The sequence below is a fragment of the Roseovarius amoyensis genome (genome assembly GCF_003260265.1).
Lineage (GTDB): Bacteria > Pseudomonadota > Alphaproteobacteria > Rhodobacterales > Rhodobacteraceae > Roseovarius > Roseovarius amoyensis.
The window spans coordinates 1-23,074 of sequence record NZ_QITQ01000018.1; the positions used below are offsets into that span (position 1 = coordinate 1).

General features: G+C 61.4%; 23 protein-coding genes and 1 tRNA gene. 8 read left to right on the forward strand and 16 right to left on the reverse strand.

The annotated features are described in order from the left end of the window. A partial coding sequence (locus tag DL899_RS14005) for a transposase (protein ID WP_162685584.1) occupies positions 1-302 on the forward strand: 302 nt, incomplete at its 5' end. A gap of 109 nt (positions 303-411) precedes the next feature. Here the strand turns inward: DL899_RS14005 and DL899_RS14010 are convergent. The 5 genes from DL899_RS14010 to purB all read right to left on the reverse strand — a co-directional run bounded on the left by DL899_RS14010 (position 412) and on the right by purB (position 6,797). After that, positions 412-2,319 (reverse strand): acyltransferase family protein, encoded by a 1,908-nt coding sequence (locus tag DL899_RS14010; RefSeq protein WP_162685585.1) that lies wholly within the window; start codon positions 2,317-2,319, stop codon positions 412-414. Between the two features lie 68 nt (positions 2,320-2,387). Continuing rightward, positions 2,388-3,449, reverse strand: coding sequence for an IS630 family transposase (locus tag DL899_RS14015; protein WP_111734992.1), 1,062 nt, complete (start codon positions 3,447-3,449; stop codon positions 2,388-2,390). A gap of 579 nt (positions 3,450-4,028) precedes the next feature. After that, on the reverse strand, positions 4,029-5,126 hold the full coding sequence (locus DL899_RS14025) for a flagellar motor switch protein FliG (RefSeq protein WP_111735055.1): 1,098 nt from the start codon (positions 5,124-5,126) through the stop codon (positions 4,029-4,031). Positions 5,127-5,248: 122 nt separating this feature from the next. Next, positions 5,249-5,410, reverse strand: a complete 162-nt coding sequence (locus tag DL899_RS14030; RefSeq protein ID WP_111734994.1) for a chitin-binding domain-containing protein — start codon at positions 5,408-5,410, stop codon at positions 5,249-5,251. Between the two features lie 79 nt (positions 5,411-5,489). Further along, entirely contained in the window at positions 5,490-6,797 is a 1,308-nt protein-coding gene (purB, locus tag DL899_RS14035) for an adenylosuccinate lyase (RefSeq protein WP_111734995.1), read from the reverse strand. A gap of 81 nt (positions 6,798-6,878) precedes the next feature. On the opposite strand from purB, the gene DL899_RS14040 reads away from it, so the two are divergent. Both DL899_RS14040 and DL899_RS14045 read left to right on the forward strand, forming a co-directional pair. Further along, positions 6,879-7,292, forward strand: a complete 414-nt coding sequence (locus DL899_RS14040) for a DUF6314 family protein (protein ID WP_239494713.1) — start codon at positions 6,879-6,881, stop codon at positions 7,290-7,292. Between the two features lie 195 nt (positions 7,293-7,487). After that, entirely contained in the window at positions 7,488-8,255 is a 768-nt protein-coding gene (locus tag DL899_RS14045; RefSeq protein WP_111734997.1) for a heme-dependent oxidative N-demethylase family protein, read from the forward strand. Here DL899_RS14045 and DL899_RS14050 read toward each other — a convergent pair. The 4 genes from DL899_RS14050 to DL899_RS14065 all read right to left on the reverse strand — a co-directional run bounded on the left by DL899_RS14050 (position 8,243) and on the right by DL899_RS14065 (position 12,050). After that, a complete protein-coding gene (locus DL899_RS14050) occupies positions 8,243-8,950 on the reverse strand; it encodes a hypothetical protein (RefSeq protein ID WP_162685586.1) in 708 nt (235 codons plus the stop codon). The two genes, DL899_RS14045 and DL899_RS14050, sit on opposite strands and share 13 nt — an antisense overlap. Positions 8,951-9,073: 123 nt before the next feature. Then, on the reverse strand, positions 9,074-9,958 hold the full coding sequence (locus DL899_RS14055) for a hypothetical protein (RefSeq protein WP_111734999.1): 885 nt from the start codon (positions 9,956-9,958) through the stop codon (positions 9,074-9,076). A gap of 298 nt (positions 9,959-10,256) precedes the next feature. After that, positions 10,257-11,663 carry a type I glutamate--ammonia ligase gene (gene glnA, locus DL899_RS14060; RefSeq protein WP_111735000.1) on the reverse strand — a complete coding sequence of 469 codons (1,407 nt, stop codon included), beginning with the start codon at positions 11,661-11,663 and terminating at the stop codon, positions 10,257-10,259. A gap of 48 nt (positions 11,664-11,711) precedes the next feature. Further along, positions 11,712-12,050, reverse strand: coding sequence for a P-II family nitrogen regulator (locus DL899_RS14065; RefSeq protein ID WP_111735056.1), 339 nt, complete (start codon positions 12,048-12,050; stop codon positions 11,712-11,714). A 175-nt stretch (positions 12,051-12,225) separates the two neighbouring features. Between DL899_RS14065 and DL899_RS14070 the strand changes: the two genes are divergently transcribed. Beyond that, a complete protein-coding gene (locus DL899_RS14070; protein ID WP_111735001.1) occupies positions 12,226-13,767 on the forward strand; it encodes an NAD(P)H-hydrate dehydratase in 1,542 nt (513 codons plus the stop codon). A 68-nt stretch (positions 13,768-13,835) separates the two neighbouring features. Here the strand turns inward: DL899_RS14070 and DL899_RS14075 are convergent, their stop codons facing one another. Beyond that, positions 13,836-14,324: a Hint domain-containing protein gene (locus DL899_RS14075; protein WP_111735002.1), complete on the reverse strand. Its 489-nt coding sequence runs from the start codon at positions 14,322-14,324 to the stop codon at positions 13,836-13,838. A gap of 165 nt (positions 14,325-14,489) precedes the next feature. Between DL899_RS14075 and DL899_RS14080 the strand changes: the two genes are divergently transcribed. Continuing rightward, positions 14,490-14,574, forward strand: a tRNA-Leu gene (locus tag DL899_RS14080). Between the two features lie 38 nt (positions 14,575-14,612). Here the strand turns inward: DL899_RS14080 and DL899_RS14085 are convergent. Beyond that, entirely contained in the window at positions 14,613-15,689 is a 1,077-nt protein-coding gene (locus tag DL899_RS14085; protein WP_111735003.1) for a Hint domain-containing protein, read from the reverse strand. Positions 15,690-15,910: 221 nt separating this feature from the next. Here DL899_RS14085 and tig point away from each other — a divergent pair, with 221 nt between their 5' ends. Then, positions 15,911-17,242: a trigger factor gene (gene tig, locus DL899_RS14090; RefSeq protein ID WP_111735057.1), complete on the forward strand. Its 1,332-nt coding sequence runs from the start codon at positions 15,911-15,913 to the stop codon at positions 17,240-17,242. Positions 17,243-17,328: 86 nt separating this feature from the next. On the opposite strand, the gene DL899_RS14095 is transcribed toward tig, so the two are convergent. The 4 genes from DL899_RS14095 to rpsF form a co-directional block, all read right to left on the reverse strand. Then, positions 17,329-18,711 (reverse strand): hypothetical protein, encoded by a 1,383-nt coding sequence (locus tag DL899_RS14095; RefSeq protein ID WP_111735004.1) that lies wholly within the window; start codon positions 18,709-18,711, stop codon positions 17,329-17,331. 240 nt (positions 18,712-18,951) lie between these two features. Continuing rightward, positions 18,952-19,572: a 50S ribosomal protein L9 gene (gene rplI / locus DL899_RS14100; RefSeq protein ID WP_111735005.1), complete on the reverse strand. Its 621-nt coding sequence runs from the start codon at positions 19,570-19,572 to the stop codon at positions 18,952-18,954. 12 nt (positions 19,573-19,584) lie between these two features. Continuing rightward, positions 19,585-19,812: a 30S ribosomal protein S18 gene (gene rpsR / locus DL899_RS14105; RefSeq protein WP_005852865.1), complete on the reverse strand. Its 228-nt coding sequence runs from the start codon at positions 19,810-19,812 to the stop codon at positions 19,585-19,587. Between the two features lie 28 nt (positions 19,813-19,840). Beyond that, on the reverse strand, positions 19,841-20,194 hold the full coding sequence (gene rpsF / locus DL899_RS14110; RefSeq protein WP_111735006.1) for a 30S ribosomal protein S6: 354 nt from the start codon (positions 20,192-20,194) through the stop codon (positions 19,841-19,843). Between the two features lie 250 nt (positions 20,195-20,444). Here rpsF and DL899_RS14115 point away from each other — a divergent pair, with 250 nt between their 5' ends. Together DL899_RS14115 and DL899_RS14120 are read left to right on the forward strand one after the other, a co-directional pair. Beyond that, positions 20,445-20,945: a hypothetical protein gene (locus DL899_RS14115; RefSeq protein ID WP_111735007.1), complete on the forward strand. Its 501-nt coding sequence runs from the start codon at positions 20,445-20,447 to the stop codon at positions 20,943-20,945. Positions 20,946-21,122: 177 nt separating this feature from the next. Further along, entirely contained in the window at positions 21,123-21,695 is a 573-nt protein-coding gene (locus tag DL899_RS14120; RefSeq protein WP_111735008.1) for a YceI family protein, read from the forward strand. 84 nt (positions 21,696-21,779) lie between these two features. Here the strand turns inward: DL899_RS14120 and DL899_RS14125 are convergent, their stop codons facing one another. Further along, positions 21,780-23,009 (reverse strand): cytochrome b/b6 domain-containing protein, encoded by a 1,230-nt coding sequence (locus tag DL899_RS14125; RefSeq protein WP_111735009.1) that lies wholly within the window; start codon positions 23,007-23,009, stop codon positions 21,780-21,782. Positions 23,010-23,074: the final 65 nt, after the last annotated feature.

Below are 23,074 nucleotides of genomic sequence, written 5' to 3' on the forward strand. Positions count from 1 at the left end.
TGGCCGATAACCTGCCCAGTCCAAAAGTGCTGCTGGCAGATCGCGGATATGACGCCAACAGCATCAGGGCGGGTATGGAAGAGCGCGATGTCCTGCCGGTCATCCCGATGCGCAAGTCACGAAAAAAGGGCTTTGGTGTGGCCCGTTCGCTCTATCGCCTGCGCAACCTGGTCGAGCGGTGCTTCAACAAGCTCAAGAACGCCCGACGCGTCGCAACACGCTACGACAAGACGGCCAAAAGCTTCTTGGGCTTCATCGATATTACCTCTATCCGCCTTTGGCTCCGTCATTTGTCAACATGAGCTAGGGCGCCAAGAAGGAGCAGGAATCGCATTCGGCGGCCAACATCCAGCGAGTGAATTATATTGCCAACGACAGGAAAATCTTGAACTTGGAGGCCAGAAACACGCTTTAAAGTCCTGAAGCCTGCAATTTCCCGGTGAGATATGCATCGGCAGATGAGCCAAAATGGTGACTGTCGCGAAAAAATGGCCTCCCGTCAGTGTTGCTGACACGACAGGTCTCTTCACTATCATCGCACCAGAGCTGACCAAGCTGTATAATGTATGCCCCCATATCTGCCATGGCATCGGCGAATGCTTTGTCCTTGTGTTGCACGGCTTCATATTCTATTTTGGTTTCCTTCAGGCAATCCGCTATCGTGGCCGGGCTTGTAAAGGTATTGATAAAATTTCCACATTTAGATTCAACTCGCGGATGCGAGCCGATTATAAATATCTGTCCGGACTGCTTCGAGAAATGACTAACCGTCTTTTCCACGAGAACACGCCATTCTTCCGGAGAATAGGCTGAATTATTTTTTCCGGGTAGGTTGATGATGTCTCCTCCATAAGAGTCCCACGCCTGAGAAAAGACAATCCTTTCATACGGTCCTGTTAATTCAAATAATTGCGTCCGAAGCTCGTCGCAGGATATGTCCGAAAAGGAATCTTCGTATTCGGCAGATTTGAGCAGCACGCACCCCCCGCGCGAGATTACGTCGATCTGATCGGCATCATAGCCCCAGTATTGCGACAGAGGCAGTACGTATTGTTGCAGTAGACTATCTCCGAAGAACAGTATTTTCCCCTCGGAGGAGGCACCTTTGTAGATCCCTCTATTGAAATTATTGTGAAAGCTTGAAGACAGAGATTCCGAGATCGAATACGCATATGGGTTCAGGATAGAAAGCCGCTGAGGCAAACCTTGGCTCTTTGCCGTCCACAAGCCTAGGGCACCCATCGACAGAATTATGGATACCAGTGAGATAATAGCATCCCCCCCGCGGCGGGTCTTTGCCATGCGTCTTATCGGCGTCTCAATGAACAGGTAGGTCAGGTAGGAGAGGCAGAAACCCAGCGCCATAACGATGAGCAACATGGTCAGTGGATCGATAGAAGGATTCCACAGAGTCATGAAAGAGATGATTGGCTGATGAAAAAGATACAAGGGATATGACACCAGCCCTATGGTCACAAGAGCCCTCTGGGACAAGAGCCTGCCGACTGATGTCTCTCCAGAATAGACAATAAGAACAAGGGCGGGGACCACAACTAACAAGGCGTTAATCCCCGGAAACTTCACCTTTTCGCTAAGCAAGACCGACAACACCAATATAGTGGCTAGAGACAGGAATGTGATCACCGAGCGAAACTGGGGCTTGATGAGAGGCACGCTTTTCCTGTTGATCAGATACACGGCCACCACCGCCCCCGAGAGAAGCTCGAACGCGCGAAACTGGGGCATAAAATAAGAAGCAACATCCCGCGACGATGCGCCATACTCTGAAATGATAATAGACACCGAGAGGAGCGTGAGGAGCGATGGCATCAGGTTTCGCTTGAAGACCGTATAGACAAGCAGAAGAATGAACGGCCAGACAACATAGAACTGCTCTTCAACGCCTAGCGACCACATATGCAGCAATGGCTTGTAGGTTTCATCTTGGACAAAATAATTTGCACCACCCGCATCATGCAAATTCTTGATGCCAAAGGCGGAGAAGAAGATATCCTTTCCCAGACTGTCGAATTCCTGGGGCCCGTAAAACAAGAAAGCGAGTATGTAGGTGACAAGCAAGGTTATGAACAGTGCGGGCAAGAGCCGAGCAAACCTGCGGCGGTAGAATTTGGCGAAACTGAACCGGCCACTTTCCAGAAGCTCCCTGTAGATCAGGCTTGTGATCAGGAAGCCACTGATAACAAAAAAAACGTCTACTCCGATAAAACCACCGGGAAGCCAGTCATTCTGAACGTGAAAAACGATAACCAGTATGACTGAAATAGCCCGTAAGCCGTCAATTTCTTTGGAATAATTCAAGATAATATCCGATTTAACCTCTGTCCGATTTATGGGACTTGCCCCGCTTTAATATGGATATACCGCGCTCACCCCAAAACCCGAAATTTTTCGTGAGTGCCGACGCGGAAGCTGTCTGACACGTGATCGCGGAATGCTTTCCACTGATTGGGAACCGTTTCTCGAAAAAACCGCAGGATCGCATTCGCGAACTGCTTTTGCGTCGGGTAGTATTGGTTGTGGGTCACGCATTGGTGCATGATGGCCCATAATCGTTCGATCGGGTTCAGGTGCGGGCAATAGGGCGGCAGTTGGATCAGGTGGATGCGGCAACCTGACCGCGCCAGGAAGTCTCGAGCGTCTGGCCCTTTGTGGTAAGCGGCGTTGTCCCAGATCACGTGGATTAGGCGTTTGTCCGGATTGCGTGCCTCGATCTTGGAGAGAAGCTGCGCGGCGCTGACCCCGCCCACGGTGGTCGGCTCGACAAAGGGCGCATCGAAGGTCTCTAAGTTGAGCGCGCCATGGATGTTCACGCGCCCGCGCCCTGCGGTGATTGTCACGGCGGGATTTGAACCTGCTTTCACCCAGCCGTAGCTAGGCTTTGTCTGGTATTCGGGATGCACCGCATCCGCGAAGTAGACGGCCTCATCAGCACCCAAGCCGTTCAGCAGCCGCTCGTACAGAGCGATGAATTCGGCCTGTTTTTCGACGGATGCAACGCGTGGGAGCCCGTTCGGCTTCCGATACTCATACCCCAGTCGGGACAAGCGCTTGATGCAGCCGGAATGGGAGTAGTCCAAACCAAACCGACCTGAGATATGCGCCCTGATCTCCGCTGTAGAGCGGCAGAAACGCCCATCCAGCCAGACGGATAGGGCCACCTCCTGAGCCGACGTCATACGTGACTGCCCCCCTTTCCCCCCGTCGGTCGAAAGCGCGTCCCAGCCACCTTCGCGGTAGGTTTTGTACCAACCCCGAATGGTATCATCGTCCAGGTAGAGAAACTCCGCTATGGCTTGGCAGGACTTCCTGTCATCAAGCAACAAGATCGCATTCGCACGACGCGCAATGCCATGGTCTTCGCGCTGACTGCGCATGCAAGCGAAAAGCTCACGTCGCTCTGAAGGAGAGAGAAAACCGGCACGGATCATGACCTTACTTGAATCGCTCACAACTGAAGCGTCAACCTAGGAAATTCGGGTGATCCATGACACGGTGTATAAATCGAAAATTTCTTACTTTGGCAAGTCCAACTTCGACAGTTCAGCGCCAGTTTTGAGCATGCATTTGAGATTTTATCGTTACGTTTCGGGTCTTATAGTAGTCTGCCTTCGCAAATTTTCAATTCATGTCGTCACACGCGATATGAGCTACTCCCCATCGGTTGGACAGGATCTGGCGTAATTCAAGCTACTCTTTGCATCTGCTGATCGGGGTTGGTTGTTTCATTTCTCTGCCAATAGACCACGGCTGGCGGTCTGCCGCCAAGGGCCGAGTGCGGGCGTTGGCAACAAGGGTCGGCTCTGCCTGCGCGCGCGCTTTCTGTCGCTGCGTCTCTTTCAGGCCACCGAGTCCACCATCGATGCCTGGAACGGCCCCGTTGCCGGGCAGGGGCGTATCAGCCCCCTCTGCGCCTGCCCGTGGATCGAGAAGGTCTGCGCATAGATGCATCGGTATGACGGGGCTGATTTGGCGCGGCCCGCCCCAAGGGGCTGCGGGTGCGGCACCCGCTATCCGTTATCGTCGTCGCTGCGCTCGTCGGGCGTGAGCAGGTGGATTTCGCCCCGGGCCTGCAGGGTGCGGGCCGCCCCGACCACCGCCGACATCGCCGCTTCGCCCTCTTTCGTGGTGACCTTGCCGCGTTCCTCGATCTCTTCGCGCAGGGCATCGCTCATGCGCCGGGAGAGTTTGTCGAGGATGAGGTCCGCTGCTTCAGCCAGTTCGCCCCCGCTGGCACGCGCGGCCGACAGGGCCGCGACCAGGTCGGCGCGGGGCAGGTGGCGCGTGACGGCGGGGATGTCGCTGGGGTTCAGACGGCGTGGGATGTCGGCGAAGGTAAAGATCGCCTTGCGCACGAGGCGGGCAAAGTCCTGGTCGGTTTCCTCGAGCCCGGCGAGCACATCTTCGCGCGTCGCAGCCCGCGAATAGTTGAGAATTTCGCCGACCCGCTGTTCGGGCCCTTCGTCAAAGGCGGTCTTGGGCATCTCATGCAGTTGCGTCGCCAGAGCCAGGCCGATGCGATCGACGGCATCGGGGGTGGCCGCCCCGGTTTGCGAGACCGCATAGGCGATGCGTCGTGCCGCTGCGCCGGGCAGGCGGCCCAACAGGTCGGCGGCGCGGGTGACATCGAGCTTGGACAGCAGGATCGCCGCCACCTCTGGGCTTTCGGAACGCAGGATGTCCAGCAACGTGTCGGTATCGGCGTTGCAGACCTGACGCCAGGGATCGCCGAACTGGCGAACGCCGGACTCCTTGCGCAGGCGCGCGGCGGTCTGCGGGCTGATGCAGCCATCAAGCGCCAAGAGCGCCCCGGCGACGCCGCTGGGAAAGGTCAGGCCTGTCGCCTCTATCTCGGCGGCAAATTCGGCGACGACATCGGCCAGGGTGGCGCGGTCGACATAGCGCATGGCGCCCATCTGCGTTGTCAGCGCCTCTTGCAGCGGGTCGGGCAGATCGGCAAGCGGCACCTCGGTTCCCTCGCGCAGCAGAAACCGCACGACGATCGCGGCCTTCTGCCGCCGTGTCAGGCGCGCGGCGGCGGATTTGGGGCACGCTCCGGCAACGGCCCGCCCGGAGCCGGAAAGAGGGGCGATTTCGGTGGCTGGCATCGCGATACCCTGCTTGTTTCCCAAGCCACGTTAGGGACCGACGGTAAAGGAATGCCTAAACGCGAAACGGGCGGTCGTGATGACCGCCCGCCCGCTGCGGAGGAGTATGCCGTCGCCCCTAGTCAACTGGAGGTCTGCGGCACGCAGGCATTGCTATCGGGGTTGTAGGTGCTGCCTTCGGCGCAGGACATGGCCTGCTTGTCGTGGAAGGCGCAGCCGGCATAGGCCGACACCGCCGATGCGGCCATGATCGCCGCCGAAATCAGCACGGTTTTCATGTTCATGTCGATCTCTCCCTGCTTGACGCAAGTGCCATCATACCACGAAACGCCCCGAAACAGGAAAGTTTGCGGAATCGAAGACTCAGCTTTCCCCGAACACCCGCTTGAAAATCGTGTCGACATGGCGGGTGTGATAGCCGAGGTCGAATTTCTCTTCGATTTCCTTGGGGCTTAGCGCGGCAGTCACGTCGGGGTCATTCAGCAGCTCGGTCTTGAAGTCGCAGCCCTGTTCCCAGACCTTCATCGCGTTGCGCTGCACCAGGGAATATGCGTCCTCGCGGCTGACGCCGGCCTGGGTCAGCGCCAGCAGCACCCGCTGGCTCATCACCAGGCCGCGGAAGCGGTGCATGTTTTCCAGCATCCGGTCGGGATAGATCACCAGCTTGTCGATCACCTGGGTCAGGCGCGCCAGCGCGAAATCCAGCGTAACGGTGGTGTCGGGGCCGATGTTGCGTTCGACCGAGGAATGCGAAATGTCGCGTTCGTGCCAGAGGGCCACGTTTTCCAGCGCCGGGATAACCGCCGCGCGCACCAGCCGGGCCAGGCCGGTCAGGTTTTCGCTCAGCACCGGGTTGCGCTTGTGCGGCATGGCAGAGCTGCCTTTTTGCCCCTTGGAAAAGAATTCCTCGCCTTCCAGCACCTCGGTGCGCTGCATGTGACGAACCTCGATGGCGACGTTCTCGATCGACGAGGCGACCACTGCCAGCGCCGAGAAAAACGCGGCGTGGCGGTCGCGCGGGATGACCTGGGTCGAAATCGGTTCGGGCTTGAGCCCCAGCTTGGCGCAGACATGTTCCTCTACGCGCGGGTCGATATTGGCGAAGGTGCCGACCGCGCCCGAGATGGCGCCGGTGGCGATCTCGTCACGGGCGGTGCGCAGACGCGCAAGGTTGCGGTCCATCTCGGCGTAAAAGCGCGCGAAGGTCAGCCCCATCGTGGTGGGTTCGGCGTGGATGCCGTGGCTGCGCCCGATGCGCACGGTCATCTTGTGTTCGAACGCGCGGCGCTTGAGCGCGGCGAGCAGCGCCTCGACATCTTTGATCAGGATATCGGCGGCGCGGGTGAGCTGAATGTTGAAGCAGGTATCCAGCACGTCAGAGCTGGTCATGCCTTGGTGGACGAAACGCGCCGCGTCTGCGCCGACGATTTCGGACAAATGGGTCAGAAAGGCGATGACGTCGTGCTTGGTGACGGCCTCGATTTCGTCGATGCGGGCGACGTCGAATTCGGCGTCTTTCGCCTTCCACACGGCCTTGGCGTTTTCCTGCGGGATCACGCCCAGATCGGCCATTGCGTCACAGGCGTGGGATTCGATTTCGTACCAGATGCGGAACCTGGTGGCGGGTTCCCAGATCTGAACCATCTCGGGACGGGAATAACGGGGTATCATGGGCGCGTCTTTCCGGTTTGTGTCGCTGTTGCGCGCGGGTTTAGACTTATGCCGGGCAAGCGGCAAGGAGGCAGGCGGGCAGTGACACCGGAACTGGCTAATTTCAGGGGTACCTGGCGGATTTCGCGACGTGTCGTCGCGGCCAATGGCCCGAACGCGCGGTTTTCCGGGCTGGCGGAGTTCACGGCGGACGAGTCAGGGCTGATCTGTGACGAAACCGGAGAGTTGCGGCTGGACGGGCAGACCCCGGTCAGGGCCGAGCGGCGCTATTTGTGGCGGCCGGGTACCGCCGGGACGATCGAGGTGCAGTTTGCCGACGGGCGGCCGTTTCACCGGTTCGATCCGGGCGCCGGCACGCCCTGTGCGCGCCATGACTGTGCGCCCGATGTCTATGAGGTGCGCTATGATTTTCGCCGCTGGCCGGTCTGGTCGAGCCGCTGGCGGGTCAGGGGATCGCACAAGGATTACGCTATGATGACGATCTGCCAGCGGTAGCGACGGTGAAAATGTTACCGTGTCCCTGTCGCCATGTTCTTGACAAATTGTGCTGTCAGGGTTGACACTGTCCCTAGTGGCAGTTCCGGCCGTTCGCGGCCAAACGCAGAGAAGAACCAACTAGAAGCGGTGCAGCCCGGCTGTGCCGCTTCCTTTCGTTTTGCGGCCCGTGGGCGAGCGTGGCAGATTGGTGCCATGACCGAGATCGTACAGACCGAAACGCCCTATGATCCCGATGTATCCAGGGGCCTGCCGGGCATGGCGCCGCTGGCGGTAGAAGACTGGCTGCTGAGTGATGAGGCTTTTGCCGCGCAGATGGCCGAGCGCGCGCGCCTGTTGCACGAACGGCGGAACGACGTTCTGGCGGTGATGCCGGGGGCCGAAGCCGCCTGCGACGAATTACTTGAGACGGTGCTGGGCTGGCTGGCGGATCATGGTCGGGGATATGTCGTCGGGGACAGCGCCGTGCGGCGCCCCGACGGGGTGAAGGTGACCATCGACCGCACCGACCCGCTGGGTACGCTGGGGAACCTGGTGCAGGAGGACCTGTGTCTGATGGAACGGCACGGCGGCGACGAGCATGTGCTGACGGCGGCGGTGCTGTGCTTTCCGGCAAGCTGGCGGCTGGCGGACAAGATCGGTCGCCCGTTAAGCGAGATCCACGTGCCCGTGCCGGAATACGATGCCGGGCTGGCGCGGCGGGTGCAGCGATTGTTCGACGGGGCGCAGGTGGGGCGGCCGATGTGGCGGTTCAACCGGCTGAACTATGCCGAGGCTGACCTGTTCCAGCCGGTTTCGCGGCGGCAGCCCTCGGTATCGGGGGATGGGCAGCCCTATCCTTTTCTGAGAACCGAGCGGCAATGCGTGCTGCGCCTGCCCAGGACGCGCGCCTGCGTCTTTTCAATCCACAGCTATGTGCTGCGGCGGCAGGGCGCGCCTGGTGTTGGCGGTCAGACGGACTGAGCCGCCATCGGGAAGATGTCGCGCAGCATCGTATAGGTGAACATCGCCGCGCCCAGTGCCGGGACGTAGAGACACAGCGATAGTGCCAGGGTGTGCACGGTCAGGCGCAGCGGCTCGGTCGGTTCAGCGCGTTCAAGCCGAAGGTTGGCCAGCGGATTGAAATTTTGCAGACGCTCCCAGGGATAGGACCATGTGCCCTCTTCCTGCTCGTCGGCATTGGCGGACCAGCCGCCGAAATGTGCGTCGTGATTGCCGGCCGGTACTTCGCCGATATCCACCTGAAGCAGGTCGAAGGTGGTGCCGATCAGGCCGGCGCTGACGGGTTGGTGCGCCTCGCCGTGCAGGATGGCGGTGTAGGGCAGGTATTCGCGGGTGCGTTCGGCGATACGGTCCGCGAGATAGCGATAGGACCGCGGATCGATTTTCGACTCGGTTTTCTTGCCCGGGGGCGGACCCACGGCGACAACCAGGTGCGAGGCCTGGCCCCGTTCACGCCCGGGCAGCCAGCCCAGCCCAACGCGCACGCTGTCACGGTCGATCAACGCGATGTCGTCGTTGTCCCATGTCAGGGCGCGGGTGTTGGAGTCGGCCATCTTGAAAGCGATGTCGAACTCCTCGACTATGTCTTGGAAAGCGACGCTTGGGGGGCGGCGAAACTCCATCGCTACAACCGATCCGTAACCTTGCTTGTCCATCTTGTAGACCCTCCAGACGCGAAAAACTCGCGCATATTCAAGATTAACTATGAAAATTCGAAACTACTTGGGGCAAATTAAGGCGGATTTGTGGTTGATTGCATAATCCGCCCGCACGTCCGGTCAGCCGATAAGGCCCTGAATCGTGTTCATTGCGTTCGCCATCGTCCCGTAGGACTGCAGCGCGATGAAAGTGCCCGTCAGGGCGGCGGTCTGCGAGGCAAGCCGCAGGTTTTCGCCCTTGGCGAGATTGAGTATCAGCAACATTATCCCCACGGGCAGCGCAAACAGGGCCACCGCAAAGGAAATCAGCCATGCCGACAGGCGCAGAGGCGCCGCGGTCTCGATGTCTTCCATGTCGCGGGCCTGGGCCTCGGCCGCGGCCTGTTCGGCCACCACGTCGGGGTCGATCCAGTCCTCGGTGAATACCTTGCGCAGCCGGTCCGGCGTCGTGGCGTTGCCAAAGATCGCCGGGTCCTGGTCGCTGATGCGACGCTGCAGGGTGTCGTTGGTTTCCTCGATGTCCGGCAGCGGCTTGTGGCTGATCACGCGGCGCGGACGAATCTTGCCGCCGGCCGCCTGACGCTGTGGGGTCAGCCCGACGGCGCGGGCAAAATCGGCCGACGAAAGCAGGACATCCGATCCGGTCCACTTAACAAAATCGGGCGCCAGCAGTTCGTGCAGTTTCTGCAGCGTCCGCGCAAGCACCGAGTCGCGCTTGAACCGTGTCATGTGCGCGTCTTCCCGCGCTGCCAGGCGCACCGACAGAAAAGCCGGGGCGGGGGCGGGCAGGGTCGCAAAGGAGATGTCCTCTTCGGCTGACAGTGTCAGTTCGATCTGGTCCGTGATCACCCGCGCCCGGGTGTCGGAAAGGATGTGCGTCCCGGTGATCCGGTGGCCCAGGCCCTCGATGCATCCTGCCGCATGGTTGGCGATCTCGACGATGTCGAGGTCGCGGCAAGAGGTGAAGACGAGTCCTGCAATTGCCTGTTTGATGCCTGTGGTCATTTTTTTTTCTCGTTCGCGGACTGTTTCTAAGTCAACTGATTGCACCTGTTATCGCCCCGAATGTCGGGCGCAGTTTGTTGCAAATGTGAAACCAATGGGGCAATTTGTCCGTGAATTGGTGATTTTCCACACGGGCACCGAGGTGCCGTGACTGGTATATAAAGGTATGATAAATAGTCATGTTTTTGTTGTTTCCGCCTCGCGCGCCATTGTTGCGGCAGGCAGAACAGCAAGAAAACAGGGGCGCCCCGGTGGGACGCCCCTGTGAAATTTTCACCGTTTTGGCGGCGGGTCGGAATCAGCAGCTGTAGTAGAGCTGGAACTCGACCGGGTGTGGGGTCTGCTCGTACTGAACGATCTCTTCCATCTTCAGCGCGATATAGCCGTCGATCTGGTCGCGGGTGAACACGTCGCCCGCCAGCAGGAATGCGTGATCGCCGGCCAGCGCGTCAACTGCCTCGCGCAGCGAGCCGCAGACGGTGGGGATGCCTTCCAGCTCTTCGGCCGGCAGGTCGTAGAGGTTCTTGTCCATCGCCTCGCCCGGGTCGATCTTGCTCTTGATGCCGTCCAGGCCGGCCATCAGCAATGCCGAGAAGGCCAGGTAGGGGTTGGCGGCGGGGTCGGGGAAACGGGCCTCGACGCGCTTGGCCTTGGGGCTTTCGGTCCAGGGGATGCGCACGCAGCCTGAGCGGTTGCGCGCCGAATAGGCCCGCAGCACCGGCGCCTCGAACCCCGGAACCAGGCGCTTGTAGCTGTTGGTCGTGGGGTTGGTGAAGGCGTTCAGCGTCTTGGCATGCTTGAGGATGCCGCCGATGAAATACAGCGCCTCCTGGCTGAGGTCGGCATACTTGTCGCCGGCGAAAAGCGGCTTGCCGTCCTTCCAGATCGACATGTTGACATGCATGCCGGACCCGTTGTCGCCCGCGATCGGCTTGGGCATGAAGGTCGCGCTCTTGCCATAGGCCTGAGCGACGTTCTGGATGATGTACTTGTACTTTTGCAGCTCGTCGCCCTGGCGGGTCAGCGTATCGAAGATCAGCCCCAGCTCGTGCTGGCACGACGCCACCTCGTGGTGGTGCTTGTCGACCTTCATGTTCAGTCGCTTCATCGTCGACAGCATCTCGCTGCGGATGTCATGGGCGTCGTCGGTGGGGTTCACCGGGAAATAGCCACCCTTGAGGCCGGGCCGGTGGCCCATGTTGCCCATCTCGTATTCGGTATCGGTGTTCCACGATCCGTCCATCGCATCGACCTCGTAAGAGACCTTGTTGATGCTGTTGGAAAAACGCACGTCGTCGAAGAGAAAGAATTCCGCCTCGGGTCCGACAAAGAACGCATCACCGATGCCCGAGGATTTCAGATAGGCCTCGGCTTTTTCGGCGGTGCCGCGCGGGTCGCGGTTGTAGGGCTCGCCGGTGTCGGGCTCGACCACCGAGCAATGCACGCAAAGCGTCTTTTCGGCATAGAAGGGGTCGATATAGCCGCTTTCGGTATCGGGCATCAGCTTCATGTCCGAGGCTTCGATCGACTTCCAGCCGGCGATCGACGATCCGTCGAACATGAAGCCCTCTTCGAGAAAGTCCTCGTCGACCTGATCGGCCATCACTGTGACGTGCTGCAACCGTCCGCGCGGGTCGGTAAACCGGATGTCGACATAGTCGACTTCCTCATCACGGATGGTCTTGAGCATATCCTGTGCGCTCATTGTGTTTCGTCCTTTTGACTTGGTGTAACTCCGGCGGGGACCGCCGGTTCAGAGAGCTTCGGGACCGGTTTCGCCGGTACGGATGCGGATTGCCTGTTCTACCGGGCTTACGAAGATTTTGCCATCGCCGATCTTGTCGGTCTTGGCGGCTTCGATGATGGCCTCGATGGCGGGCTCAACCTGATCGTCGTCCAGGACGACCTCGATCTTTACCTTGGGCAGGAAGTCGACGACGTATTCGGCGCCGCGGTAGAGTTCGGTATGGCCCTTCTGGCGGCCGAAACCTTTTACCTCGATTACCGAGAGGCCCTGAACACCGACCTCCTGCAACGCTTCCTTGACCTCGTCGAGCTTGAACGGCTTGATGATTGCTTCGATCTTCTTCATCTCTCCGGCCTCCTTTGTGGCGGGCATGTGTTTCCACGGCGTTCGACCATTTCTATGTCCGTGGCACAATCGGATAGGGTCGGTCGGGCGCGGCGCGGCGCATGCGTCGCAGAAAATGCACATGATTTGGGCGAAGTGCCCGGAAATTATGCGAAACTGAATCGGAGGGCAGGTGATGGCCGAGTTGCTGACAGCGGCGCAGATGCGGGCGCTGGAGACCGCAGAGATTGGCTCGGGCGCGGTAACCGGGCTGGAATTGATGGAGCGCGCGGGCCGCGGCGTGGTCGAGGCCGTGTTCGAGGAGTGGCGCGACCTGGCGGCGGCGCCGCACCGGGCGGTTGTGCTGTGCGGGCCGGGCAACAATGGTGGCGACGGCTTTGTCGTGGCGCGGCTGCTGAAGGAATGGGGGTGGGCGGTGGAGGTGCTTCTCTACGGCGACTCGGAGAAGCTGCCGCCGGATGCGAAGGTGAACCATGAACGGTGGTGCGCCCGGGGCGGCACGGTAGCTGCCTGGGGCGACGGGACGGTGTTTGCGCCCGGCGGTGATGCCGCGCTGCTGGTCGATGCGCTCTTTGGTACTGGTCTGGGGCGGCCGGTTGAGGAATTCGATGCTTTTGCCCGCGCCACGCAATCGGGGCATGTGCGGGTGGTGGCGGTGGATATTCCCAGCGGGCTGTGCGCCGATTCGGGGCGCTATCTGCGCCGTGGCGACGCCCCGGCAGCGGAGTTGCGGGCCGACCTGACGGTGAGTTTTCATTCCGAAAAGCTGGGCCATCGTCTGGCCGAGGGGCCGGCGGCCTGCGGGCGCGTGATGGTCAAGGATATCGGGTTGCGGCGCGCGGCCGAGGGGGCGGTGCGCATGATTGATCGGCAGGCAGGGCAGGCGGCCTGTGCGCGGGAGGGTGACCACAAATACACCCACGGTCACGCGCTGGTGCTGACGGGCGGGGCAGGGCGGACCGGCGCGGCGCGGTTGGCGGCGCGCGGGGCGCTGCGGATCGGGGCGGGGCTGGTGACGCTGGGTGTGCCGGGCGCGGCCCAGCAGGAGGTGGCGAGCCAGATCACCGCGCTAATGCTGCGCCGGGTGGATGATCACGCGGCGCTGGCGGGCTTGCTGGAGGACGACAGGCTTAACGCGCTGTGCCTTGGGCCCGGGCTGGGGGCCGAACGGGCGCGCGATCTGGTGCCGGTGGCATGCGGTGCGCCGCGCCGTGCCGTGGTGCTGGATGCCGATGCCCTGACCGCGTTCGAGAAAGAGCCGCAGTCCCTGCTCGGCATGTTGCATGACGGCTGCGTGCTGACGCCCCATGCCGGTGAATTCGCGCGGCTGTTTCCGGATATCGCTGGCCAGTTGAATGCGATGCCCACAAAGGGCCCCGCCTATTCCAAGGTGGACGCTGCGCGCGAGGCGGCAAAGCGCGCGGGGTGTGTGGTGGTTCTGAAGGGGCCCGATACGGTGATCGCGGCGCCTGATGGGCGGGTCGTCGTCAATTCCGCCGGTTACGAGCGGGCAGTGCCATGGCTGGCCACGGCGGGCACGGGCGACGTGCTGGCGGGGTTCATCACCGGGCTTCTGGCGCGCGGGTTCACGCCGATGGAAGCGGCGGAATCAGCCGCGTGGCTGCATGTGGAATGCGCGCGCCGTTTTGGCCCCGGGCTGATCGCCGAGGACCTGACCGAGACATTGCCGGGTGTTTTGCGGGAATTGTGCGGGTGATTGGTGGAAACCCCGGGGCCGAAGCCCCGGAATTTCCACGTCTCCCGGAGGGAACGGGATAAAGCGGTTCAGGTCGAAGCGAACCGGACAAGCGTGCTGGCGACCTCGAGCCCGTCGACATAGAGAACATGCGGCGTGTCAAATTCGAGGTCATGAAGCACCATCGGCGCGGGGTCGCGCAGGGTGACGAACTCACCATCCACCAGCCGTTCGGCCGGCACCAGCGCCTGTGGCGCGCCAAACAGCGTCTCTGCGCGCCAGTCGCGCACCAGCACCGGCTGGCCGGCGGCAAGAATGGCGTCATGGTCGGGGCGGTTGTGGCCCAGCGACCCGGCGCGCACATGGACCGAGCGCGCCACGATCCGCCGAATGCGGACACGGCGCAGCACGGCGGTGCCGCTGTCGCGGGTGATGACGCGGGCGCCCGGACGAAGGTCAGAGACCTCACGTTCGCCATCGAGCGTCATGATCAGGGATGCCCCGGGTATGCCTGTATCCCGACGGGTGTCGAAGTAAGAGAGATCGACCCCGCCTTGCCGAACGAATGCCGGTTTCATGTGCGGTTCCTGCTGCTTTTCGCCTCTGTTTTTTCACCACAATATGTCAAGTTTCTGTAAATGTCGCGTAATTTCTGCGGCGTTGCCCCTGGCGGCACGGGTTGCGTGGGCGGCGGAGTTTTTGCTCGCATCGGTGCGCGCGCTTTGCTATTGACCCGCTTCGATGCGGGTGTGGCGGAATTGGTAGACGCACCAGATTTAGGTTCTGGCGCCGCAAGGCGTGGAGGTTCAAGTCCTCTCACCCGCACCACGCCCCACCCTCGGGTGTGTCGTCTAGGGCAAAGGGCCTCAGGCATTGCGGCCAGCGGGGGTGATGAGTTGCGCCTCCCATTCCTTCATCAGCGGGCGCGCGGCCTGTAGCGGCGCGTGCTCGGCCAGGTCGGGGAAAAGGGCCAGCAGCTCTTCGCGCGCGGCGCAGGGCAGGGTGTTCAGCGTCATCGGGCCGGGCAGGAAGCTTTCGGCCGCCAGCCCGTCGGCAAAGACGATCTCGTGCCGGTCGAACAGCAGGTGGATATAAGTGACGGTATCGACATCCCAGGCCGGGGCGATGGTCTGGTGATTGACCAGGTGACTGGCAGCGATCAGGTATTCGGATTCGCCGAAATGCAGCTCTGCCCGCCAGCCGCCGAGCAGCAGCCGGTGCTGCGGCGACAACAGCATGTCGCGGTCGGGCAGCCCCGGTCCCAGCGCCCCGGCGCGCAGGCGGATCGGGCGCAGATGCGGCGCCTTGGCCAGCCGCCGGGCATCCAGCGTCACCCGGCCCAGCCAGCGGATTTTCTGCGCGCCGTGGCCCTTGGTCCTGACCTTGTCACCCACTTTCAGCGTCTCGACCGGAACGCGCCCGCGCGGTGTGGCGATCAGCGTGCCGGGGGTGAAGCAGGGCACCACCAGGTCGTCGATGGGAATGGCGGGCTGACCCGTGGCGCCAGGGCCTTCGTGCGCGGAAATCACTGTCAGCGTTTCGCCCACGGGCGGCCAGCCCTGGGGTGGGCCGACGAACGCCAGGCCCTCGATCGTGCCATAGGACGGCGAGGAGTTGTTGACGTTGAAGGCTATGGCCTCGTAGGTGTTGCCGTCGCTGTCCTCCATGACGATGCGATATTCGGCCTCGACCCCGGTGTTGTTTGAATAGCTGGTGCCGTCGATGGTCTGGCGGCCCTGCAATGCCTGGTTGGAATCGTTGTCGTCGAAATTGGTGTCACTGCCGTTGTCGCGGATCGACACCTCGAGCCAGTCATTGGACAAAAGCGTAATGGTCTCACCCACCAGGTGAGCGCCGTCGCCCTGCGTGACCCCGTCAAGGCTGACACCGCCGCTGACGGCGATGTTGGATGCCTCGAGGATCCAGACCGAGTATTGTGCCATGTCATCTGCTCGTTTCGCCCGTGTGCCGGGCGATCATTATGATTGGCAATGGTTATACATTTCTTGCCGGCAACGATCAATCGAGTGCGGAATCACCGGCCGGCGGCCGTGACAATCCGGTCGCTTTGCGCTTGCACGGCGGGGGGGACACACCTAGAAGGGCCCGTGATTTTGACCGCCGCGGGCGCCCCCGCGGCCTTGATGCAATGGATGAGGACGACATGCAGGTCACCGAGACCCAGAACGAAGGCCTGAAACGCGCCTACAAGATGGTGCTGACGGCGCAGGAGCTGGACGACAAGGTTGTCGAAAAGCTGAAAGAGGCCCAGCCCGATATCGAGATGAAGGGCTTTCGCAAAGGCAAGGTGCCGCTGCCGCTGTTGAAGAAACAGTTCGGCGCACGCGTCCTGGGCGAGGCCATGCAGGAGGCCGTCGATGGCGCGATGAGTGCGCATTTCGAGGAAAAGGGCGAACGCCCGGCCGGTGAGCCTCAGGTCAAGATGACCAACGAGGACTGGAAAGAGGGCGACGACGTCGAGGTCGAGATGGCCTATGAGGCGCTGCCCGAGGTGCCCGAGGTCGATTTCAAGAAGATCAAGCTGGAACGCCTGGTCGTCAAGGCCGACGATGCCGGTGTCGACGAGGCGTTGAAGAACTTGGCCGAGAGCGCCCAGAACTTCGAGGATCGCCGCAAGGGCAGCAAGGCCAAGGATGGCGACCAGGTGGTGATCGACTTCGTTGGCCGCCTGGATGGCGAGCCGTTCGAGGGCGGCAGCGCCGAGGACTTTCCGCTGGTGCTGGGCTCTGGCAGCTTCATCCCCGGTTTCGAGGAACAGCTTGTCGGGGTGAAGGTGGACGAGGAAAAGGTTGTGCCCGTGACCTTTCCAGAGGATTACCAGGCCGAGCACTTGGCCGGCAAGGAAGTGGAATTTACCTGCACCGTCAAGGCGGTAAAGGCGCCGGCCCCGGCCGAGATGAACGACGAGCTGGCAAAGAATTACGGTGCCGACAGCCTGGATGCGCTCAAGGAGCAGATCCGTGAACGGCTGGACCAGGAATATGCCGGTGCCGCGCGGGCGGTGATGAAGCGCCGTCTGCTGGATGCGCTGGACGGGGTGGTGGAGTTCGAACTGCCGCCCAGCATGGTCGAGGCCGAGGCCAAGCAGATCGCCCACCAGCTGTGGCATGAGGAACATGCCGACGAGCAAGGCCATGACCACCCCGAGGTCGAGCCGACAGAGGAACACACCCGCCTGGCCGAGCGCCGGGTGCGGCTGGGCCTGCTGCTGGCCGAGATCGGCCAGAAGGCCGAAGTCGAGGTGACCGACGCCGAGATGACGCAGGCGGTGATGAACCAGGCACGCCAGTATCCGGGGCAGGAGCGCGAGTTCTTTGAGTTCGTGCAGCAGAACCCGCAGATGCGCCAGCAGCTGCGCGCGCCCATCTTCGAGGACAAGGTCATCGACTATATCGTCGAACTGGCCCAGGTGACCGACAAGGAAGTCAGCAAGGACGACCTGCAAAAAGAGGTCGAGGCGCTGGACGACGAATAAGGCGGAAACGCCTTGCCGGACAGATCAGGGGCCGCCCGGGCATTTCGGGCGGCCCTTTTTTGTTGATTGGCCCTTTGAAGTGGGCGTCAATGCCGGGTTTGCGTTTCTGGTCTGGCTTCTGCCCAGTTTTCCGACGGCACCTCTGTCGGCTCGTTTTCTCCTGCGCTGTCATCACTGGTGATGCTTGACTTCACAGGCTTGGGCGGCGGCGGTTGCCATGCGCGCAGGTGCTGCCCTACCAGATCATAGAAAGCGGGAACGATACGTTCGACATCTTCTATGAATGTGCGGTTGCCGGCGAAACGCTTGCCAAGGCGCTCGACGAGACGCACCTCGAATGTATGAGGCGTTGCATCCTTGTTGTCGGATTGCAGAGCCTCGGGGTCTTCACGCAAGACTGAAAGCGCGGCATCGGTTGCGGGGGCTCTCCCCGGCCAGTGTGCCAATATGAGGATGCGGGGATCGTCTTCTATGAGCATGCGCAACAGCCAGTTGACGCGCGCCTTGGTTGATTTCCTGTCTTGGGGGGCTTTGATGCGCATGGAAGCTGAAACAGTTCTCAGAGCCAGATCAGCCTTTACCTCGATGTCGCCCGCACTGTCCGGAATACGAAAGGCAGAGATCAGGCTCCGATCCGCTACCAGATTGTTTATTCCGTTTTTGATCCGTGCGGCAGGATCGTCCCTGAGTTTGCGCTCTATTACCGTTTCCACGGGTTGACCAACGTGGCGGGACAATTGCAGACACAGATCACGTTCCTCCTCGAACCAACATGCAACGCCCTCTTCCACCTCCTGGGAAGTTTTCTTGAGGGTCGCGTTATTGGTGATGGCCTGGTTAAGGTCTTTCCAACCTTTGCCCATCTGTGTGAAACGCTGAATGCCGGTGCTTGGATGGTTAAAGAACCGGCGGATTTCATCGAGAAGGAAGGCTTGTTCTGTGTCCTCGACCGCGCGTTTGTAGGCCAGGATTTCGCACTGCGTGGCAATCCATGTCCAGGACCAATGGAACAGATCGACCTTTCGCAAGAGTGTTTTTGGCACTGAGACAGGCGAATGATCCGCGCGAGCGACAAACTCGTTTGAAATGGTGATAACTGCGTCCAATCCGTTGGTGCGCGCCATCTCCAGATATCTTTGGACCTGATCTTCATCTAGTCTGGCCGTTCCGATTTTGGCCTCGACCAGCGCGCTCCAGCTCTTTTGTCCCGTCGAAACGATTATTAGCCCATCCGGGCGGTTCATGGCGTTGTCAGCCTCTTTCAGGACGACCTCTGTGAATGCTTCAATCTTCGTCCGTTTACCGACCCGCAGTCCAACCGTTGAGAATATCTCGTGAGCAAGAGATGGGATCTGTGGAAGCAGCGATAAAAATATCGACGCAATTCGTTGCTCGCGATTGGTGTCAGCAAGAACCGGAATAAGGCGTGCCGCATCTCCGCACTTTAGAAAACCGGGTAGCTCTGTCATGTTGTCCCTCCCCCCGAGATAGAAGGAAGCGTAGTGACTTATACTGTGGCCAGTCAACTTTTGGCTGAATCGGAGGGGGCCAGGCTGGTTTTACGGGTGAGATCGGTCTTTGCTGGGGGGGGCTGGTTGAGTTTCAATCAACCATGTTCCCGCAACCCGATCCCCACGAAAAAGGCCGCGCAGGGTTTGCGCGGCCTTTCGATTTCTTTGGCAAGGGTGCCCGCAGGGGCGGTGCCTTGCTTATTCCTCGTCGTCTTCGGGCAGCACCTCTTCGACCGTTTCGGCCAGATCGTCGTCGTCGGCAGCGGCAGAGCCGATGTCGTCGAACAGTTCTGCGATCTCGAAATCGGCGGCCTGCTCTTCTTCGGCGGCGGCTTCCTGAATGGTCTTGCCGCTGGCCTGCAGCTCGGCCTCTTCGGGCGAGCGGGCGATGTTGAGGGTGATCGTGACCTCGACCTCGGGGTGCAGGGTCACGGTGATGGTGTGCAGACCCAGATACTTGATCGGGCCGGGCATGACCACCTGCTTACGATCGACGGTAAAGCCGCCCTCGGTCGCCGCATCGGCGACATCGCGGGTCGTGACCGAGCCGTAGAGGGCGCCGCTGTCGGAGGCCTGGCGAATCACGATGAACTTTTGCCCATCGAGGGATTCGGCCATTTTCTCGGCCTCTTTACGGGTTTCGAGGTTGTTGGCCTCAAGCTGCGCCTTGTCGGCCTCGAAGCGGGCGATGTTGGCCTCTGACGCCGACAGCGCCTTGCCCTGCGGCAACAGGTAGTTGCGCGCAAAGCCCGACTTGACGTCGACGACTTCGCCCATCTGGCCCAGCTTGGCGACGCGTTCGAGAAGGATGACTTGCATGTGGTTTCCTCCTTACTTCACGGCGTAGGGCAGCAGGGCGAGAAAGCGGGCGCGCTTGATTGCACGGGCCAGCTCACGCTGCTTCTTGGCCGAGACGGCGGTGATGCGCGAGGGCACGATCTTGCCACGCTCGGAAATGTAGCGCTGCAGCAGGCGGGTGTCCTTGTAGTCGATCGCGGGCGCGTTGTCGCCCGAGAAGGGGCAGACCTTGCGGCGGCGGAAAAACGGTTTTGCGGCCATGATTTACTGTCCTTTCTTCAAGCGGCGTTCAGCGACGGTCGCGGCGGTCGCCACGTTCTTCGCGCTTTTGCATCTGCACTGACGGCCCTTCCTGGTGGGCGTCGACCTTGATCGTCAGCACGCGCATGACGTCGTCGTGCAGGCGCATCAGGCGTTCCATCTCGTGCACGGCCGGCGCGGGTGCGTCGGTCCGGAGAAAGGCATAGTGGCCCTTGCGGTTCTTGTTGATCTTGTAGGCCATCGTCTTGACGCCCCAATACTCGCTCTCGACGACCTTGCCGTCATTGTCCGCGAGGACGGTGCTGAAATGTTCGACGAGACTTTCGGCCTGCGCGCTGGACAGGTCCTGGCGCGCGATAAAGACATGCTCGTAAAGCGGCATGCGATCTCCACTTCTATCAAGGCGCATTTCAAAGGCGGGCCCGTGATCCTTTCGCGGCCCATCCACGAGAGACTGCGCGGTTCACAACGTTTGCGAAAGGATTGGGGCGTATACGACGGATCGGCCACTGGGGCAAGGGCCGGTTGCACGGCACGAACATGCCGGGAATTCGCCCCCGGGCCGCCCCATTGCGGGCGGTTTTGGCTGCGATGCTTCGAAGTGATCCGATACCCGGAATGGAGCCGTCATCATGACCGCATTGCCCGATCTGGCCAAGGAATTCGAGGCGTTCGATCGCCGTGTAGAACTGCGCGAGCAGGTGGGAACCGCAGCCGGACAGGGAGGATTGTGGAAAACCGGCCTGATCCTGTGTGCCGGGCTGTCGCTGTTGCTGGCCGCGGCGGGCATCTGGGCGTTTCCGTCAGCGGACAACGCCGAGCGTCTGGTCAGGCTGGGCGCGTCGCTGGGCCTGTTCGGGGCCGGCGCCGTGGTGCTGAGCTTTCTTGACACGGGCAATCAGCGCGCACGGGCGGAAATCGATACCAGGCGGCAGGAGATCCGCACCTATGATATCGATTCGCGCGGGACCGTGTTCCTGACCGGGCGCTACGGGTTTGACCAGCTGTCTGACATCAGCCTGCGCGACGGCACCTTTCAGGCCCGCGACGCAGAGGGCCGGATCGTGGTTTCGGTCCCGGTAAAGGGGCGCGCCCGGGTTCAGGCCATCCAGCGGGTCCTGTCGCAGGGCTGAGCGCCCGCTATATCGTATCCCTGACACCATTCCGTGACGTCCTGTGACAGCACCCCCGGTTGGCGGGTGCTGTTCTTTTCTCAACAGTGGGTGTTGAACACTGCCGGATTGAAATATCGTGCCCAGCCGCTAGTTTCGACGGTATTCTTTCGAACGCACCCAACAGGAGACTGCTCGATGAAAACGATTTTGACGGCCGCGGCGCTGGCCCTGATAGCCGGCGGCGCCGTAGCCGCCCCCGAGAAATATGTGCTGGACCCCAGCCACAGCCAGGTGGTGTTCAGCTATGAGCACCTTGGATTTTCGACCACCTACAACATGTTCGGTGGCTTCGAGGGCGAGATCATGTTCGACCAGGAAGACCCGGCCAATTCGTCGGTCGAGGTGGCAATGCCGGTGATGTCGATGTTTACCGGCTGGCAGGAACGGTTCGAGCATTTCATGTCCGATGATTTCTTCGGTGCGGCCGAGGGTGACATGATCACCTTCGCCTCGACCGGCATCGAGGTGACGGGCGACACCACCGCCCTGATCACCGGCGATCTGACAATGAACGGCGTCACCCAGCCGGTGGTGCTGGATGCAACGCTGAACAAGTCGGGCGATCACCCGATGGCCGGCAAGCCCTGGGCGGGCTTCGACGCCACCGCGACGCTGAAGCGGTCGGATTTCGGGCTGGATAAGTTCGCCCCGGCGGTGAGCGACGATGTTCAGGTGATGATCTCGATCGAGGCCGGCAAGGCTGAATAACCGCGCCTCTGATGCGTAGTGATGCGGCGGTCCGGCTGGTCCCGGCCGCCGCTATTCGTTTCGCGGCTTTCCAGCAGCCTCCGGTCAGCGCCGTTCGGCGGTAAGCTGAAAGGCGATGTCGACGGCAAAGCCAAGTGTGCCTTCGTCCTTTGTGCCCAGCCCAATGCCGAAATCGCGCCGGTCGACGCCGAACTGCCCCTCGGCCCTGGCGGTGTCGTTGTCGAGCACGAGCGAGAAGGGCATTTCGACCGGGACAGTGTTGTCCTTGATGGTCAGCGTGCCACGCGCGACGTGGCCGCCCTGCGCCGTATCGTCGACCAGCAGATCGGCCGTGAAGGTGGCGGTGGGGTGGGCGCCGGCGTCGAAGTATTCCGGTCCCATAGCCTGTTCCGTGACCGACCCCAGCGTCAGCGACGGGATCGAGACGGTGACCGTGACTGCGCCGTGGCGGCCATCGGCATCGGGTGTTTCGGAATAGGTTATGTCGGCCGTCCAGTCAGCGAACTGCCCGCTGACGGTCGAGCCCATCTGCGTGACCTCGATCGAAAGCGTGCCGTCGGTGACCTGCCATTCGCCTTGCGCCTCTGCCAGGGCGGGCTGTGGGGCAGCTCCCTGCGGCGCGAACCAGCCAAGCGCCGTGGCCCCGCCCAGGATGACCGCCCAGACGGTGAGGGCCGCCAGCAGCGGTAATGTGTGTCCGGGCTGGCGGGCGGTCGGTTCGCCGTCGCCCTGGCCCGGCAGCATCCGGCGCAGGGTGGCATCGCGGTCGATGACGTGGTGCTTGATCGCGCCGAGTATGTGCAGCGTCAGCGCGCCGATCAGCATCCATTGCAGCAGGTAATGCGTGGTGCCTGCGATGCCGGCGATGGTTTCGTCCTTGGGCACGAAAGGCAGCGACTGCCCGAATGGCCACCAGATGGGGGCAAAGCCGGTGGTCGCGGCGTGATGTACCCAGCCCGACAGCGGCACCGCGACGAGTGACCCGTAAAGCAGCCAGTGCACGCAGACGGCCAGGAATGCCTCTGCCGGGCGGTCGCCGTTGATCAGTCCCGGTCGGGGCTGGGACAGGGCCCAGAGGATGCGCGCGAGCGCCACGAAGAATATGGTGACGCCTATCGTCTTGTGAATCGAAAATAGCAGCGCGGTGCGCGCCGCCATGGCCTCGGTCGCGGCGATGGCGGGGTCGCGCAGGTCATGGGACATGTCGTTGGCGATCAGGCCCAGCGGTATCACGGCAAGGATCAACAGCGCCGTGAGCCAGTGAAAGCCCTTGGTGACGGCGCCATAGCCTTTGTCGGTGTTGCTCAGGGTCATGTTCGTTCGCTCCGGTTCGATGGCCGCGCAAGGCTAAGCAACCGGGCGGCAGAGACAACCACAAT

Coding starts and splice junctions, on each gene's coding strand:
- DL899_RS14015 (WP_111734992.1), bottom strand. CDS start 3,449: ATGATCCGTGCCGGTTTTCTCTCTCCTTCAGAGCGACGTGAGCTTTTC.
- DL899_RS14025 (WP_111735055.1), bottom strand. CDS start 5,126: ATGCCAGCCACCGAAATCGCCCCTCTTTCCGGCTCCGGGCGGGCCGTT.
- DL899_RS14030 (WP_111734994.1), bottom strand. CDS start 5,410: ATGAACATGAAAACCGTGCTGATTTCGGCGGCGATCATGGCCGCATCG.
- purB (WP_111734995.1), bottom strand. CDS start 6,797: ATGATACCCCGTTATTCCCGTCCCGAGATGGTTCAGATCTGGGAACCC.
- DL899_RS14045 (WP_111734997.1), top strand. CDS start 7,488: ATGACCGAGATCGTACAGACCGAAACGCCCTATGATCCCGATGTATCC.
- DL899_RS14050 (WP_162685586.1), bottom strand. CDS start 8,950: ATGGACAAGCAAGGTTACGGATCGGTTGTAGCGATGGAGTTTCGCCGC.
- DL899_RS14055 (WP_111734999.1), bottom strand. CDS start 9,958: ATGACCACAGGCATCAAACAGGCAATTGCAGGACTCGTCTTCACCTCT.
- glnA (WP_111735000.1), bottom strand. CDS start 11,663: ATGAGCGCACAGGATATGCTCAAGACCATCCGTGATGAGGAAGTCGAC.
- DL899_RS14065 (WP_111735056.1), bottom strand. CDS start 12,050: ATGAAGAAGATCGAAGCAATCATCAAGCCGTTCAAGCTCGACGAGGTC.
- DL899_RS14070 (WP_111735001.1), top strand. CDS start 12,226: ATGGCCGAGTTGCTGACAGCGGCGCAGATGCGGGCGCTGGAGACCGCA.
- DL899_RS14075 (WP_111735002.1), bottom strand. CDS start 14,324: ATGAAACCGGCATTCGTTCGGCAAGGCGGGGTCGATCTCTCTTACTTC.
- DL899_RS14085 (WP_111735003.1), bottom strand. CDS start 15,689: ATGGCACAATACTCGGTCTGGATCCTCGAGGCATCCAACATCGCCGTC.
- tig (WP_111735057.1), top strand. CDS start 15,911: ATGCAGGTCACCGAGACCCAGAACGAAGGCCTGAAACGCGCCTACAAG.
- DL899_RS14095 (WP_111735004.1), bottom strand. CDS start 18,711: ATGACAGAGCTACCCGGTTTTCTAAAGTGCGGAGATGCGGCACGCCTT.
- rplI (WP_111735005.1), bottom strand. CDS start 19,572: ATGCAAGTCATCCTTCTCGAACGCGTCGCCAAGCTGGGCCAGATGGGC.
- rpsR (WP_005852865.1), bottom strand. CDS start 19,812: ATGGCCGCAAAACCGTTTTTCCGCCGCCGCAAGGTCTGCCCCTTCTCG.
- rpsF (WP_111735006.1), bottom strand. CDS start 20,194: ATGCCGCTTTACGAGCATGTCTTTATCGCGCGCCAGGACCTGTCCAGC.
- DL899_RS14115 (WP_111735007.1), top strand. CDS start 20,445: ATGACCGCATTGCCCGATCTGGCCAAGGAATTCGAGGCGTTCGATCGC.
- DL899_RS14120 (WP_111735008.1), top strand. CDS start 21,123: ATGAAAACGATTTTGACGGCCGCGGCGCTGGCCCTGATAGCCGGCGGC.
- DL899_RS14125 (WP_111735009.1), bottom strand. CDS start 23,009: ATGACCCTGAGCAACACCGACAAAGGCTATGGCGCCGTCACCAAGGGC.